At 71.2% G+C, this 15,415-nt stretch carries 11 protein-coding genes and 1 tRNA gene; 9 read left to right on the forward strand and 3 right to left on the reverse strand.

Annotated elements, in window-relative coordinates; translation table 11 throughout:
* Positions 1–59: 59 nt before the first annotated feature.
* A complete protein-coding gene (locus ABZ564_RS14955) occupies positions 60–1,364 on the forward strand; it encodes a cyclopropane-fatty-acyl-phospholipid synthase family protein (RefSeq protein ID WP_360855297.1) in 1,305 nt (434 codons plus the stop codon).
* Between the two features lie 65 nt (positions 1,365–1,429).
* Here the strand turns inward: ABZ564_RS14955 and ABZ564_RS14960 are convergent, their stop codons facing one another.
* The 3 genes from ABZ564_RS14960 to ABZ564_RS14970 form a co-directional block, all read right to left on the reverse strand.
* A complete protein-coding gene (locus ABZ564_RS14960) occupies positions 1,430–3,958 on the reverse strand; it encodes an FtsX-like permease family protein (RefSeq protein WP_360855300.1) in 2,529 nt (842 codons plus the stop codon).
* Positions 3,959–4,037: 79 nt separating this feature from the next.
* Positions 4,038–4,808 carry an ABC transporter ATP-binding protein gene (locus tag ABZ564_RS14965; protein ID WP_360855303.1) on the reverse strand — a complete coding sequence of 257 codons (771 nt, stop codon included), beginning with the start codon at positions 4,806–4,808 and terminating at the stop codon, positions 4,038–4,040.
* 226 nt (positions 4,809–5,034) lie between these two features.
* On the reverse strand, positions 5,035–6,063 hold the full coding sequence (locus ABZ564_RS14970) for a LacI family DNA-binding transcriptional regulator (protein ID WP_360855306.1): 1,029 nt from the start codon (positions 6,061–6,063) through the stop codon (positions 5,035–5,037).
* A 222-nt stretch (positions 6,064–6,285) separates the two neighbouring features.
* Between ABZ564_RS14970 and ABZ564_RS14975 the strand changes: the two genes are divergently transcribed.
* From ABZ564_RS14975 to ABZ564_RS15010, 8 genes are all read left to right on the forward strand, one after another.
* Positions 6,286–8,022 (forward strand): ABC transporter substrate-binding protein, encoded by a 1,737-nt coding sequence (locus tag ABZ564_RS14975; protein WP_360855309.1) that lies wholly within the window; start codon positions 6,286–6,288, stop codon positions 8,020–8,022.
* 176 nt (positions 8,023–8,198) lie between these two features.
* The gene (locus tag ABZ564_RS14980) at positions 8,199–9,194 is read left to right on the forward strand and encodes an ABC transporter permease (RefSeq protein ID WP_360855312.1); all 996 of its coding nucleotides are present in this window, start codon (positions 8,199–8,201) and stop codon (positions 9,192–9,194) included.
* On the forward strand, positions 9,191–10,096 hold the full coding sequence (locus tag ABZ564_RS14985) for an ABC transporter permease (RefSeq protein ID WP_360855315.1): 906 nt from the start codon (positions 9,191–9,193) through the stop codon (positions 10,094–10,096). Before ABZ564_RS14980 ends, ABZ564_RS14985 begins: the two co-directional genes overlap by 4 nt.
* 83 nt (positions 10,097–10,179) lie before the next feature.
* Complete coding sequence (locus ABZ564_RS14990) at positions 10,180–11,121, forward strand: ABC transporter ATP-binding protein (protein ID WP_360855318.1); 942 nt, start codon at positions 10,180–10,182, stop codon at positions 11,119–11,121.
* Complete coding sequence (locus ABZ564_RS14995; RefSeq protein WP_360855321.1) at positions 11,106–12,056, forward strand: ATP-binding cassette domain-containing protein; 951 nt, start codon at positions 11,106–11,108, stop codon at positions 12,054–12,056. Before ABZ564_RS14990 ends, ABZ564_RS14995 begins: the two co-directional genes overlap by 16 nt.
* Entirely contained in the window at positions 12,053–14,461 is a 2,409-nt protein-coding gene (locus ABZ564_RS15000) for a glycoside hydrolase family 2 TIM barrel-domain containing protein (protein WP_360855324.1), read from the forward strand. The genes ABZ564_RS14995 and ABZ564_RS15000 overlap by 4 nt, the downstream gene beginning before the upstream one ends.
* Before the next feature lie 257 nt (positions 14,462–14,718).
* Positions 14,719–14,804, forward strand: a tRNA-Leu gene (locus ABZ564_RS15005).
* Positions 14,805–15,033: 229 nt separating this feature from the next.
* Positions 15,034–15,237, forward strand: coding sequence for a hypothetical protein (locus ABZ564_RS15010; RefSeq protein ID WP_360855327.1), 204 nt, complete (start codon positions 15,034–15,036; stop codon positions 15,235–15,237).
* The last annotated feature ends 178 nt before the right edge of the window (positions 15,238–15,415 follow it).

The following is a 15,415-nucleotide window of genomic DNA, read 5'->3' on the forward strand; positions in this document are numbered from 1 at the left end:
CGGGGTATGTGTGGGCATCTCCGGGCACGTCGGGAAACACCGTCACGGAGGTGTGCGCCATGGCAGACGCCGCATCGCGGCTGACCACTCTCGCCCAGGAGTTGCTGGGAGAACCCCTACCGGTCCGCGTCCGGGCCTGGGACGGCAGCGAATCCGGACCGCCCGGAGCCCCCGTCCTCGTCATCAGGAACCGCCGCGCCCTGCGCCGGCTGCTGTGGAAACCGGGCGAACTGGGCCTGGCCCGCGCCTGGGTGGCCGGCGAACTCGACATCGAGGGCGACCTGTACGAGGCCCTGGACCTGATGGCCGGGCTCGTCTGGGAGCGCGGCGCCGATGTGCGCGGCGGCCTCCAGGCCCTGCGTGAACCGGCGGTGCGGGCCGCCGTGAAGGATCTGCTGAAGCTGTCCGGGCCGTGGCTGCCGCCCCCGCCGCCGCCCGAGGAGGTACGGCGCCGCAGCGGCCCCCTGCACACCAGGCACCGCGACAAGGAGGCCATCAGCCACCACTACGACGTGGGCAACGACTTCTACGAACTGGTTCTGGGACCGTCCATGGTCTACTCCTGCGCCTACTGGGAGGATGCCGGAACCCTGGAGAGCGCCCAGCGCGACAAGCTCGACCTGGTCTGCCGCAAGCTCGCGCTCAAGGAGGGCGACCGCCTGCTGGACGTCGGCTGCGGCTGGGGCTCCATGGCCATCCACGCCGCCCGCGCGTACAACGCCCGCGTCACCGGCGTGACCCTCTCCGCCGAACAGGCCGGCTACGCCAGGAAGCGCATCGCCGACGAGGGGCTCACCGACCGCATCGAGATCCGGGTGCAGGACTACCGGGACGTCAGGGACGGGCCGTACGACGCCATCTCGTCCATCGGCATGGCGGAGCACGTCGGCTCCGTCCGCTACCGCGAGTACGCCGACGCCCTCTACGCCCTCCTCAAGCCCGGCGGGCGCCTCCTCAACCACCAGATCGGCCGCCGCCCGGAGAAGGACGAGTCCGCCTACGAGATCGACGCGTTCATCGACGCCTACGTCTTCCCGGACGGGGAACTGGCCCCGGTCGGCCGGACCCTCGCCCTCCTGGAGGAGGCCGGCTTCGAGGCCCGGGACGTCGAGGCGCTGCGCGAGCACTACGCGCTGACCCTGCGCCAGTGGGTCGCCAACCTGGAAGAGGGCTGGGGGAGCGCCGTGAAGATGGTCTCGCCCGGCCGGGCGAGGGTCTGGCGGCTCTACATGGCCGCCTCCGCGCTCTCCTTCGAGCGCAACAGGATCGGCGTCAACCAGATCCTGGCGGTGCGCCCCGAGGAGGACGGCTCCTCGCGCATGCCGCTGCGCGCCCGCGCCTGGAAGGCCGACGCGACCGCCTGAGCGCCGTGAAGCACGGAAGGGGCCGGTCTCCGCGGACACCGGCCCCTTCCCTCGTACCGCTCCGGTCACTCGGTCTTGATGGCCGTCAGCATGTTGAGTTTGGCAGCGCTGCGGGCGGGCCACAGGGCGGCCAGCACCCCCACCGCGCCGGCCAGCAGGAGGAAGACGGCGATCCGGCCCCACGGGATGACCAGCACGTACTGCGGGATGCTCTCGGCGACGGTCTGCCCGATCGCCCAGCCGAGGAACAGTCCGAGCCCGATGCCGACCACCGCGCCGAACAGCGAGATCACCACCGCCTCCAGCCGGATCATCCGCTTGATCCGGCGCCGGTCCAGGCCGATCGCCCGCAGCATGCCGATCTCCTGCTGGCGCTCGAACACCGACATGGCCAGGGTGTTGACGACGCCGAGCACCGCGATGATCAGCGCCATGCCGAGCAGCCCGTACATGACGTTCATCGCGAGGTTGACGCCGCCGCCGAACATGTCCCGGATGTCCTGACGGTCCATGACGCTCATGCCCGGGTTGTCGCCCAGCGCGTCCACCAGGGCCTGCTCGTCGGCCGCGCTCGCACCGCCCTCCGTCTTCACCCAGATCTCGCGGATGTCGCCCTCGCCCTCGTGCGGGGCGACGGTCGCGCGGGGCACGAGGACCGGCGAGAGGAACTCGTTGTCCTCGTAGAGCGCGCCGATCCTCAGCGTCTCCTTCTTCTTGTCGTGGTACGTGACCGCGACGGTGTCCCCGGGCTTCCAGCCGTGCGACTTCGCGGTCTTCTCCGCGACGGCGATCCCGCCCTTCTCCAGGGTGTCCAGGGAGCCGGTGACGGTGTCGACGGTGAGCACCTGCTGCACGTCGCCCGGGGTGACGCCGGACGCCGAGACGCCCTGCCCGTCGATCGTCAGCCAGACGGCCTGCTGGGGCGAGACGGCGGTGACGCCCTCGGCCTTCTCCAGGGCGGTCAGCGCGGCCTCGTCGAGCGCGTCACCGCCGGCCATCGAGACCATGTAGTCGGCCTTGATGTTGTCCGTCGTCACCTTGTCGACCGCCTGGCCGAGGGTGACGCCGAGCACCGAGATGCCGGTGACGAGGGTGAGGCCGATCGCCAGTGCGGAGGCGGTGGCACCGGTACGCCGGGGGTTGCGGACCGCGTTCTGCGCGGCGAGCTTGCCGGCGACCCCGAACAGCCGCCGCAGCAGCGGGCGCACGAGGGCGATCACCGGGCGGGACAGCAGCGGGATGAGGACGATGACACCGATCAGCGCCAGGAACGTGCCGCCCGCGACGAGCAGCTGTCCGTCCGACCCGGCCTGCGCCGCGCCGCCGACGATCGCCGCCGCACCGAGCAGCGTGACGATCCCGCCGAGGGTGTTGCGCAGGACGAGGGACCGGACCGTGGCCACCGCGTGCGCGCTGTTCATCGCGGCGACGGGCGGGATCTTCGCGGCCCGGCGGGCGGGCAGCCAGGCGGCCAGGACGGTGATCAGGACGCCGACCGCGAACGCGGCGACGACCGTGAGCGGGGCGATCACCAGCGGTCCGGCCGGGATCTTTCCACCGATCAGGCTCATCGCGGAGCGCAGCCCGGCCGCGAGGCCGAGACCCACCGCGAAGCCGACGACGGAGGCGATGACACCGACCACGGCCGCCTCCAGGAGCACCGAGCGCTTGACCTGGCGGCGGGAGGCGCCGACGGCGCGCAGCAGGGCGAGTTCCTTGGTGCGCTGGGCGACCAGCATGGTGAAGGTGTTGGCGATCAGGAAGACGCCCACGAAGAGGGCGACCCCCGCGAAGGCGAGAAGCAGCTTGTTGAGGTCGCTGAGACCGTTCTCGATCTCCTCCGCCTGCTCGGCCGCGCGGACCTCGCCGGTCTTGGCCTCGGCGCCCTTCGGCAGCAGCGGCTTCACGGCGGCCAGCAGCTGCCGGTCGGAGGCGCCGGGCGCGGCGGTGACGGAGACGTCCTTGAACTCACCGGGACGCAGGAACAGCTTCTGCGCGACGGCGGTGTCGAAGAGGACCAGGCTGCCGCCGGCGTTGACCGCGCCGTCCTCGGTGGTGAAGACCCCGGACAGGGTGTACTCCTTCACCGGCCCGTTGGTGGCGACGCGCACGGTGTCGCCGACCTCGTACTCGCCCTTCTTCGCGGTGTCCTCGTCGAGGGCGATGCCGCCGGCCCCGGTGGGACCCGTGCCGTCGGTGAAGGCGTACGCGGGGTCCTCGCCGTCCTCGCCGGGTGCGAAGTTGGAGCCGGTGTTGGACCAGCCGTTGCCGATGAGCCTGCCGTCGGGGTCGGCGACCCCGGCGAAGCCGTCGACCCGGCCGGTGGCGGACGCGACGCCCTCCAGGGCCCGGATCTTCTTCAGGGTGGCCTCGTCGACGGCGGCGGTCGTCCCGTCGCGCCGGTCGGCGTGGGTGGTGACGGCGACGGCGGTGTCGTCGTAGCTCTTGGCCGACTGGTTGCGGAAGGCGTTGCCGAGGGTGTCGGTGAAGACGAGGGTGCCGGAGACGAAGGCCACGCCGAGCATCACGGCGAGGATCGTCATCAGCAGCCTGGCCTTGTGCGCGAGCACGTTGCGCAGGGCGGTACGGAACATGTCTGTCAGTCCTGGGAGTCTGTCAGCCCGGGGCGGGAGGGGCCGGGGGGAGTGGTACGAAGCGCCGGTGCGGGCGGGCTCAGCTGGTGCGGCCCTTGGCGTCGAACGCCTTCATCCGGTCCAGCACCCCGTCGGCGGTGGGGTGGGCCATCAGGTCGACGATCGCCCCGTCCGCCAGGAAGACGACCCGGTCCGCGTAGGAGGCGGCGACCGGGTCGTGGGTCACCATCACCACGGTCTGGCCCAGTTCGCGCACGGAGTTGCGGAGGAAGCCGAGGACCTCGGCGCCGGAGCGGGAGTCGAGGTTGCCGGTCGGCTCGTCCCCGAAGATGATCTCGGGCTGCGAGGCCAGGGCGCGGGCCACCGCCACGCGCTGCTGCTGGCCGCCGGAGAGCTCGGTGGGGCGGTGCTTCAGCCGGTCGGAGAGGCCCACCATGTCGATGACCCGGCGCAGCCACTCCTGGTTCGGCCTGCGGCCCGCGATGTCCATCGGGAGCGTGATGTTCTCCAGGGCGGTGAGCGTCGGCAGCAGGTTGAACGCCTGGAAGATGAAGCCGATCTTGTCCCGGCGCAGCTGGGTGAGCTGCTTGTCCTTGAGCGAGCCCAGTTCCGTCTCGCCGATGCGCACCGAACCGCTGCTGAAGCTGTCGAGGCCGGCCACGCAGTGCATCAGCGTGGACTTGCCGGAGCCCGACGGGCCCATGATCGCGGTGAACTCGCCCTGCGGGAAGTCCACGGTGACCCGGTCCAGGGCGGTCACCCGCGTCTCGCCCTCGCCGTAGACCTTCGACAGTTCCGTGGCGCGGGCGGCCACCGCGGTGGTGCGGTGGGCGGTGGACATGGTGGTCACGGCAGACTCCAGAGGGGGTGGGGGCGTACGGGACGGAGCCCGCCCGGCGGCCCGCCGCGAGGGCGTGGGCCCCGGGTCAGGGGTACCGCTCCATCGTCTCCGCCGGACGGGCGCCGGTCGTCACTCCCGGTGCCCGTTCCCGGGGCCCTCTCGAGTCGCACGACCGGGCCTCGGGCATCCTCCTCCGGTATGACCTCCGCCTCCACGAAGATCCGCCGGCCGGGCCCTACGGGGCCTTCGTCGGCGCCCCCGTCGATCCGCGCGGTACCAGCCGGGCCGTCGTGTCCTCGCAGCCCTCGGCGGCGCCGTTCGTGACCAGGGACAGCAGGGTCCGGGCCGCGAGCCCCCCGTACGCCGGGATGTCGCGGCCCAGCGCGGTCAGCGGGGGCCGGACGACCCGGGAGAGCTGGGAGTCGTCCCAGGCGACGAGCGAGAGGTCGCCCGGCACGTCGAGCCCCATCTCCTGGGCGACCGAGAGCCCGGCGACGGCCATGATGTCGTTGTCGTACACGACGGCGGTGGGCCGCCCGGGCGAGCTGATGAGCCGGCGCGTGGCGTGCGCCCCGTCCTCGCCGGAGTAGCCGGTGTGCACGATGACCGGTTCGCCGAGGCCCAGTTCGGCGCAGACCTCGCGCTGGGCCCGGTCGCGCAGCGCGGTGTGGTTCAGCTCCGGCATCCCGGCGACCCGGGCGACCGAGCGGTGGCCGAGGGCGGCGAGGTACGCGAAGGTGTCGCGGATCGCCGCCCCGTCGTCGGACCACACGGCGGGCAGTGGGCCGGCCGCCGAGGGGTGGCCGATCACCACGGCGGGCAGGCCGAGTCCGGCGACGCCCTCGATGCGGGGGTCGGGGCCGCGCAGGTCGGTGAGGAAGACGCCGTCCACCCGGCCCTCGCCCCACCAGCGGCGGTAGACCTCCAGCTCCTGGGCCGGGTCGGTGACGACCTGGAGGAGCAGGGCGCAGCCGCGCGGCGAGAGTTCGGACTCGATGCCGCTGATCAGCTCCATGAAGAACGGCTCGACGCCGAGCAGCCGGGCGGGCCGGCACAGGGCCAGTCCCACCGCGTCGGCCCTGGCCCGGGTGAGGGCGCGGGCCGCGCTGTTGGGGCGCCAGCCGATCTCCTGCGCGATGGCCTTGATGGCGGACCGGGTCGCGGGGGAGACCCCCGGCCGGTCGTTGAGCGCGTAGGACACGGCGACCTTGGACACCCCGGCGCGGGCCGCGATGTCGGCGATCGTGGGGCGGTGTTTGGGCATGTGACCTCGCTTAACCGGTTCGTGCAGCCTGCACATCCTAGACGCCCTGCGGGGCGCGCACAGGGGTCCCGCGCGACAAGTGATCGCTCAACTCGCCTGTGCGGTACATGAAATGGGAGCGCTCCCGCACCCTTGACAGGGGCATGGTGCGGTCTTAACTTCACGGCACTTACCCGGTTCAGTAACTCCGCTCGGCAGGGACGGCGGGGAGAAGGAGGGACGATGGGCACGGGATTCCGGGGACGAGTCGCGGCCACGCTCGCCGTGATCGCACTCGCCGCCACCGCGTGCACGGGAGGCGGCTCGTCGGGCGGCTCGGGCGGTTCCGGCGGCGGTGGAGGCGGCGGCGCGCTTCCCCGTAACGAGACGCTCTACACCACCGGCACGCAGTGGGGGCCGCCGGCCAACTACAACCCGCTCCACAACTGGGACCACGCCACCGGCACCAAGGGCCTGGTCTACGAGACCCTGTTCCACTTCGACCCCGATGCGGGCAAGCTGACGCCCTGGCTCGCCGAGTCGGGCAGCTGGACCGGGGACAAGACCTACGAGGTGAAGCTGCGCCCCGGCGTCAAGTGGTCCGACGGCAAGCCCCTCACCGCGAAGGACGTGGCCTACTCCTACGGGATCGGCAAGATCGAGGCGTCCGCCTTCCACAGCCTGTGGAGCTGGCTCTCCGGCGCCGAGGCGGTGGACGCCACCACGGTCCGCTTCACCTTCAAGGAGGCCCGCTACCAGGAGTGGGACTTCACGCTCTACGGACAGCCCGTCGTTCCCGAACACATCTGGGGCAAACGCTCCGAGAAGGAGGTTCTGGACGGCGTCAACGACAAGCCCGTCGGCACCGGCGCGTACACGCTCAAGAGCCACACCCAGGACCGGGTCGTCTGGCAGCGGCGCGACGACTGGTGGGGCGTCGAGGCGCTCTCCATGAAGCCCGCGCCCCGCTACATCGTGGACGTCTCCAACCCCAGCAACGAGGTCGTCATCGGCCAGCTCGGCCAGAACCAGCTGGACCTGAGCAACAACTTCCTGCCCGGCGCCGCCTCCCTGGTCAAGAGCAAGAAGGTCGTCTCGTACTACGACGAGCCGCCCTACATGCTCTCCGCCAACACCGCCTGGCTGGTGCCCAACACCACGAAGAAGCCGATGGACGACGCCGCCTTCCGCAGGGCGCTCGCCGCCTCCGTCGACACCGGGAAGATCGTCAAGGGCGTGTACGGGGGCCTGGTGAAGGGCGCCGACCCGACCGGTCTGCTCCCGCAGTGGGACAAGTTCATCGACAAGGGCCTCGTCGCGAGCAAGGGCTTCACCTTCGACACCGCCGAGGCCAAGCGGATCCTCGCGGACGCCGGTTACAAGGACACCGACGGCGACGGCCTGGTGGAGAACAAGGACGGCTCGAAGATCAGCCTGAAGCTGGCCGTGCCCACCGGCTGGACCGACTGGATGGAGGCCGCCAAGGTCATCGCCTCGTCCGCCAAGGCGGCGGGGATCAGGATCACCACCGAGTTCCCCGACGTCAACGCCCTCAACGAGCAGCGCGGCAAGGGCGACTTCGACCTCGTCGTCAACAACGAGCGCCAGCTCTCCAGCACGCCGTGGACGTACTACGAGTACATGTTCCAGCTTCCCGTCCAGAAGCAGCAGAACACCGTCAACTTCGGCCGCTACGAGAACGAGGACGCCTGGAAGCTCGTCCAGCAGCTCGGCGCGGTGAAGACCGACGACACCGCGGGCATGAAGAAGGTCATCTCCAGGATCCAGGAGATCCAGCTGGAGGAGATGCCGGTCATCCCCCTCTGGTACAACGGCCTGTGGGCCCAGTCCACCACCGGCACCTGGACCAACTGGCCCTCGGACGCCGCCGGAGCGCCCAAGTACGCGCCTGCGATGTGGCGCAACTGGCTGGAAATGGGCGGCTTCGAGGCGCTCACCCAGCTCAAGCCCGCCAAGTGACCGGGCGGTTCTGACCGCAGCCGGCCCGCGCCGGCGTCCGGCCCCGCGCGGACCGGCCCCGCGCCGCCCCCGGGGGTGCCTCGCGCCCCCGCCCCCGTCCATGACCCATGACCGCCCCGCCGTGCGCGCCGACCTGACCGCAGCCCGCACGGCGGGGCTCTCTCCGGGGAGCCCTCTTGCGCCGCTACTTCGCCCGCAAACTGCTCATCTACGCGCTGACCTTCGTCGTCGCCGTCACCGTCAACTGGATGATCCCGCGCTTCATGCCCGGCGACCCCGTCGCCGCCATGGTGGCCCGGGCCCGGGTCTCGCAGCCCGAGGCCGTCGAGGCCATGCGCGCCTACTACAACGACCTCTTCGGCTTCGACGAACCCGTCTGGCAGCAGTATCTGCACTTCTGGAGCGCCCTCCTCCAGGGCGACTTCGGCCTTTCCATCTGGGTGTTCCCCAAACCCGTCGCCGACGTGCTGCTCGACGCACTCCCGTACACCCTCGGGCTGATGATCCCGGCCGTCCTGCTCAGCTGGTTCGTCGGGAACTGGGCCGGGGCCCTGGCCGCCCGGCGCAAGGTGCTCGACAACACCGTGCTCCCGGCCGGCTACCTGCTCACCGCCATGCCCTACATGTGGATCGCCGTCATCCTCGCCTGGGCGCTCGGCTCCAAGGCGGGCTGGTTCCCGCTCTCCGGCGGCTACAGCCTCGACATCCAGCCCACCTGGTCCTTCGCCTTCGCGGCGGACCTGTTCCAGCACTGGGTGCTGCCGTTCCTGTCGCTCTTCCTCGTCGCACTCGGCGGCTGGGCCATCGGCATGCGCAACATGATCATCTACGAGCTGGAATCCGACTACTCGTCCTATCTGTCGGCCCTCGGCGCACCCCAGCGCCTCATCCGCCGCTACGCCTTCCGCAACGCCGTCCTGCCGCAGATCACCGGACTCGCCCTCCAGCTCGGCGTCCTGGTCGCCGGAGCGCTCGTCACCGAGATCGTCTTCGCGTACCCCGGACTCGGCTCGCTCATCCTCGCCGCGATCCAGAACCAGGACTTCTTCCTGCTCCAGGGCGCGTTCCTGTTCATCGTCATCGGCGTCCTGATCGCCAACTTCCTCATCGACATCGTGTACGTCGTCGTCGACCCCCGCACCCGTACCGGCATGGCAGGAGGCCAGTCATGAGCACCGTGCCCGAACCGGCCGCCGAGCCCGCCGCGCCCTCGGCCCCCGCCGTCCGGCCCGGCCGCGAGACGCTGCACTACGCCGTCCGCAACCCCAAGCTGCTCATCGGGTTCACCGTCGTCGTGCTGCTCCTGCTCGTCGGGATCATCGGCCCGCCGCTGCTCGACAACACCGACCCCAACGAGTACGTCGGCCCGCAGGCCGCCCCGCCCGACGGCACCTACTGGATGGGCACCACCACCTTCGGGCAGGACGTCTACGCCCAGTTCGTGCACGGGCTGCGCGCGACCTTCCTGGTCGGCGTCGTCGGCGGGGCCATCGCCGCCGCCATCGCCATGCTCGTCGGCTTCCTGGCCGGCTACCGAGGGGGTGCCGTCGACGAGATCCTCAACATGCTCACCAACGTCGTCCTCGTGCTGCCCGCCCTGGCCGTCCTGCTGATCATCAACGCCTACCTCGGCGTCCGCTCCGTCCCCGTACAGGGCCTGTTCATCGGGCTGACGTCCTGGCCGTGGGCGGCACGGGCCATCCGGGCGCAGACCTTCTCGCTGCGCACCCGGGAGTTCGTGGACCTGGCCCGGCTCAGCGGCAGCGGCACCTGGCGGATCATCTTCCGCGAGATCGCGCCCAACATGAGCTCGTACCTCTTCATGATGTTCATCCTGCTGTTCGGCGGCTCGGTCCTGATCGCCTCCTCGCTCGACTTCATCGGGCTGGGCCCCACCGAGGGCGTCTCGCTCGGGCTGATGCTCCAGAGCGCCCAGCAGTGGAGCGCCCTCCAGCTCGGCATGTGGTGGTGGTTCGTCCCGCCCGGCGCCGGGATCACCGCGATCGTCGGCGCGCTGTACGTCGCCAACGTCGGCCTCGACGAGGTCTTCAACCCCAAGCTGCGGGAGGCCTGAGCCATGCCCCCCGCGAACGAACGCTTCCCGGGAGACCGGACCATGACCGCTGCGCACCACCGCTCCCCGGGAGGCCGGACCTCATGACCCTGACCGTGAGCGACCTCCGGGTCCACTACCGCACCCTGCGCGGTGAGGTCCGGGCCCTGGACGGCGTCTCCTTCGACCTCGCCGACGGGGAGATCCTGGGCCTGGCCGGTGAGTCCGGCTGCGGCAAGAGCACGCTCGGCAAGTCGCTGATCCGCCTCGACGGCCGGATGCGCCACGCGGGCGGCACCGTCACCCTCGACGGCGACGACGTGCCCGTCGCGGACGACAGGGCGATGAACGCCTTCCGCTTCCACCGCATCTCGCTCGTCCCGCAGTACTCCATGAGCGCCCTCAACCCGACCCGCCGCATCGGCCGCATGATCCGCGAACTGCTCGCCTCGCGCGGCGCGAGCGTGGACACCGCCGAACTGCACCGCAGGCTCGACCTGGTGGGCCTGGACCACGACGTCCTGGACCGCTACCCGATCGAACTGTCCGGCGGGATGAAACAGCGCACCGTCATGGTGATCTCCACCCTGCTCGACCCGTCCGTCCTCATCGCCGACGAGGTCACCTCCGCCCTCGACGTCTCCACCCAGCGCGCCGTCGTCGGCGCGCTCACCGGGCTCCGCGACAAGGGCCTGGTCACCAGCATGATCTTCGTGACCCACGACCTCGGCCTCACCTCGCACATCGCCGACTCCATCATGGTCATGTACGCGGGCAAGCTCGCCGAGAAGGCGCCCACGAGGACCCTGACCACCGCGCCCCGCCACCCGTACACCAAGCTCCTGCTCGGCTCGCTCCCCGAGGTCGGCGCCCGGTACGCGGACCGGCCCCTCAAGGGCATCGCCGGCGCCCCGCCCTCCCTGCTCGACCCCCCGGCCGGCTGCCGCTTCCGCGACCGCTGCCCCGTCGCCGACGCGCGCTGCGCCGAGGAGCCCCCGGTCGTCGAGATCGCCCCCCGCCACTCCGTCGCATGCTGGAAGGCCTGATGCTGACCCTCGACCACGTCACCAAGACCTACCGCGCCGGGGCGTTCGGCGGCGGCTCCGTCACCGCCGTCGACCGGGTGTCCTTCACCGCCGCACCCGGCGAGGTCGTCTCCCTCATCGGCGAGAGCGGCAGCGGCAAGTCCACCATCGGCCGGATGATCCTCGGCCTCACCGGCGTCAGCTCCGGCACCCTCACCCTGGACGGGCGGCGGGTGCGCCCCGGCAAGGACTTCTACCGCCGCGTCCAGGGCGTCTTCCAGGACCCCTTCTCCTGCTACAACCCCGTCTTCCGCGCCGACCGCGTCTTCGACCTGGTCCGCCGCGCCTACCACCCCGGCGTCCCCGACAAGGAGTGGGCCGACCGCGTCGAGAAGGCGGTACGGGACGTACGCCTGGACCCCGCGCAGGTCCTCGGCCGCTACCCGCACCAGCTCAGCGGCGGCCAGCTGCAACGCCTCCTCATCGCCCGCGCCCTCCTGCTCGACCTGAGCTTCCTGGTCGCCGACGAGATCACCAGCATGCTCGACGCCTCCACCCGCATCGACGTCCTCAACCTCCTGGCCGGCCTCAAGGAACGCGGCCTCGGCGTCCTCTACATCACCCACGACCTCGCGCTGGGCACGTACCTCGCCGAGAAGACGGTGGTGCTGCGCCGGGGCCGGGTCGTCGAACGCGGCGACACCCAGAAGGTGTTCGGCACCCCCCTCCACCCCTACACCCGCACCCTGCTCGCCGCCGTGCCGCGCCTCGACCAGCCGTGGGACCCGCCGGAGCCCGTGACATCCTGCGCCTTCCACGAGGCGGGCGGAGCGGCGGCCACCGGCTCGTACGAGGCCGAGCCGGGCGGACCTGTCGCCACCGGCCTGTACGAGGCCGAGCCGGACCACTTCGTCGCCTGCGCCCAGCTCCCCGACTGCGGAAGGACCCCCGCGTGACCCTTCGCCACCTGCCCCTGCACGACGGCTGGACGCTGCACCCCGCCGGCCCCGTGCCGTCGGGGCTGCCCACAGGAGGCGTCCCCGCCACCGTCCCCGGCTGCGTCCACACCGACCTGCTCGCCGCCGGGCTCATCGACGACCCGTACCTGGACGACAACGAGACCCGGCTCGGCTGGATCGGCCGCACCGACTGGAGATACCGCACCACCTTCGACTGGACGCCCGACGGACACGACCACGCCGCCCTGTGCTTCGACGGCCTCGACACGGTCGCCACGGTCCTGCTCAACGGCACCGAGATCGGCCGGACGGCCAACCAGCACCGCTCCTACCGCTTCCCCGTACGCGCGCTGTTGCGCGAGGGCGAGAACACCCTCGACGTCATGTTCACCGCGCCGTACACCTACGCCGAGGAACTGCGCGAACGTCTCGGCGACCGCCCCGGCGCGTACGCGGAGCCGTACGCCTTCATCCGCAAGATGGCCTGCAACTTCGGCTGGGACTGGGGCCCGACGCTGGTCACCTCCGGCATCTGGCGTCCGGTCGCCCTGGAGACGTGGAGCGGCCCGCGTCTCGCGTCCGTGAAGCTGCTGCCGGACCTGGACGCGGAGGGGGTGCCGCGCCTGACCGCCGAGCTGGAGGTGGAGCACGACGGCCTCGAACCGCTGTCGGGCGAGGTCGGGGTCCTCGGGGCGGGGGCCGTCTTCATCGCCGAGGACGAGGACCGCGTTTCGGTCACCCTCTCCGTCCCGCAGGCCGAGCCCTGGTGGCCGCACAGCCACGGCGCACAGCCGCTGTACGACGTGAGGGTCCGCGTCGGCGACGACGTCCGGACGTTCCGTACGGGCTTCCGCGCGGTCACCCTCGAACAGGAGGCGTTCCGCATCTCGGTCAACGGCGAGCCGGTCTTCGTACGAGGGGTGAACTGGATCCCCGAGGACTGCTTCCCGGCCCGGCTCACCCGGCAGCAGATCTCCGACCGCCTCGACCAGGCCGTCGCCGCCCACGTCAACCTGATCCGGGTCTGGGGCGGCGGGCTCTACGAGAGCGACGACTTCTACGAACTGTGCGACGAGAAGGGGCTGCTGGTCTGGCAGGACTTCCCCTTCGCCTGCGCCGCCTACCCGGAGGAGCAGCCGCTGTGGGACGAGGTGGCGGCCGAGGCCCGCGAGAACGTCACCCGGCTGGCCCCGCACCCTTCCCTGGTCCTGTGGTGCGGAAACAACGAGAACCTGGAGGGGCACGCCGACTGGGGCTGGCAGAAGGAGCTGGGCGACCGCACCTGGGGCCACGGCTACTACCACGAGCTGCTGCCCTCGATCGTCGCCGAGACCGACCCGACCCGTCCGTACTGGCCGGGCTCCCCGTACTCCGGCACCCCCGACGCCCACCCGCAGGACCCGGAGCGGGGCACCATCCACATCTGGGACGTGTGGAACCGCGCCGACTACCGCGCCTACGCGGACCGGGTGCCGCGCTTCGTGGCGGAGTTCGGCTTCCAGGGCCCGCCCGCCTACGCCACCCTGCGCCGCGCGGTCAGCGGCCCGCTCACCCCCGGCGCCCCGCTCCTGGCCCACCACCAGAAGGCCGAGGACGGCAACGCGAAGCTGCTGCGCGGCCTGGGCGACCATCTGCCGCAACCGGGCGCGGACTTCGACGACTGGCACTGGCTCACCCAGCTCAACCAGGCCCGCGCCGTCGCGTTCGGCATCCGCCACTTCCGCTCCCACGCCCCGTACTGCATGGGCACGATCGTCTGGCAGCTCAACGACTGCTGGCCGGTCGTCTCCTGGTCGGCGGTCGACGGCGACGGCCGCCGCAAGCCCCTGTGGCACGCGCTGCGTTCGGTGTACGCGGACCGCCTGATCGCGGTCCGCGACGGCTCCGCCCACCTGGTCAACGACACCGCCACCCCCTGGGCGGGCACCCTCCGCCTGACCCGCCACGCCCTGGACGGCACGGTCCTGGCCGAGGAGGCCCTGCCGGTGACCACGGCCCCCCGAGCCACGACGAGCGTCCCCCTGCCCCCGCCGCTCGCCACCCCCGCCGACCCCGCCCGCGAACTCCTGTCCGTCCGCCTGGACGACATCAGGACCCTGCACTTCTACGAGGAGGACACCAGGCTCGCCCTCCCGCCGGCACGCTACGAGGTGACGGTCACGGAGGAGGAGGGGGGCGCGGTGCCCGCGTACCGGGTGGAGGTCACCGCGGCCACCCTCCTCCGGGACCTCTCCCTGTTCCCCGACCGCCTCCACCCGGACGCCGGGACCGACACCATGCTCGTCACCCTCCTCCCGGGCGAGAGCACCGTGTTCCGGGTGACGGGCGCGGCTCTGGAGGACCCGTCTGCCCTCGGGGCGCACCCGGTCCTGCGGTGCGTGAACGACAGGATCGAGCTCTAGAATCAGCCACGAGGTGGCGTGCCCCTGGTGATCAGTGGCGCGCCCCTGGCGAATCGTCCGGGGCGGTGCGGCGACTTTCCGTCAATTCGGCCGGGAGCCCTGCGCTGCCGCCATTTGGCCCGGGCATGTGGGTATGCCTCCGACGTGTGCTGACGGGGACTCAAGAGATCGATAAATAAGACAACATCGAGCCACTGTTCGGCTGATCACGCCGAGCCCCCCGGATAGGGTCATGTGCCAACGCGGAGCCGCGCCAAGCCCGGATGGTGGAACGCAGACACGGCGAGCTTAAACCTCGCTGCCCCTCGGGGGCGTACCGGTTCGAGTCCGGTTCCGGGCACCATCGCGTTCACCCTGCGTGACCTGCGGAATGACTGATTCCGCAGGTCCCTCTTTCGGGTATAGGGGCGCACCGCGAGCGCACCGCCGTCCGGCGGTCCCCTCATGGCGTACGTCGCGAAGCGCAAGAACGAGCAGGGCGATGTCACGAGCTGTCGGATGAAGCGGTGCCTGGGCTGGGTGAAGGGCCACGTGAGGCTTCCCTTGGTCGCGGACACCTGGAGACTGGGATCTTGAGGTTCCGGAAGAAGCGGCATCAGGGGGGAGGCAAGTGCGCGAAGTGGTACACCGAGGAGGTCGAGCGGGACGAGATCGCGCTCGTGGATTCCTCGGGTAGGACGGTCGCCGCCGTCGCTCGGGAACTCGCGATCAGCTCCGAGTCCCTGCACGGCCGGTACCGCCAGGCGAAGACGGACAGGGGCTACGGCCGGTTCTAGGTGTCCCTGGCGTTCCGGGGGACCTCGCACCTCGTCGAGCCCGTCGGCGACGTCGAGATGTCCACTGAGGACCTTTTCCCGACGTGGTGCGCTCCGGCCGCCCGCGTCCGCTCGGTCTGCACCCGGTGCGTGACGCTCACGCCCGGACGTCGCCGGTGGCAGGCGGTCGGCATCACCG

Source organism: Streptomyces sp. NPDC019224 (assembly GCF_040632605.1).
Classification (GTDB): Bacteria; Actinomycetota; Actinomycetes; order Streptomycetales; family Streptomycetaceae; genus Streptomyces.

Excerpts from the sequence above, each read along its gene's own strand:
- ABZ564_RS14985 (WP_360855315.1), top strand. The coding sequence starts at position 9,191 with ATGAGCACCGTGCCCGAACCGGCCGCCGAGCCCGCCGCGCCCTCGGCC.
- ABZ564_RS14960 (WP_360855300.1), bottom strand. The coding sequence starts at position 3,958 with ATGTTCCGTACCGCCCTGCGCAACGTGCTCGCGCACAAGGCCAGGCTG.
- ABZ564_RS14990 (WP_360855318.1), top strand. The coding sequence starts at position 10,180 with ATGACCCTGACCGTGAGCGACCTCCGGGTCCACTACCGCACCCTGCGC.
- ABZ564_RS14955 (WP_360855297.1), top strand. The coding sequence starts at position 60 with ATGGCAGACGCCGCATCGCGGCTGACCACTCTCGCCCAGGAGTTGCTG.
- ABZ564_RS14975 (WP_360855309.1), top strand. The coding sequence starts at position 6,286 with ATGGGCACGGGATTCCGGGGACGAGTCGCGGCCACGCTCGCCGTGATC.
- ABZ564_RS14970 (WP_360855306.1), bottom strand. The coding sequence starts at position 6,063 with ATGCCCAAACACCGCCCCACGATCGCCGACATCGCGGCCCGCGCCGGG.
- ABZ564_RS14995 (WP_360855321.1), top strand. The coding sequence starts at position 11,106 with ATGCTGGAAGGCCTGATGCTGACCCTCGACCACGTCACCAAGACCTAC.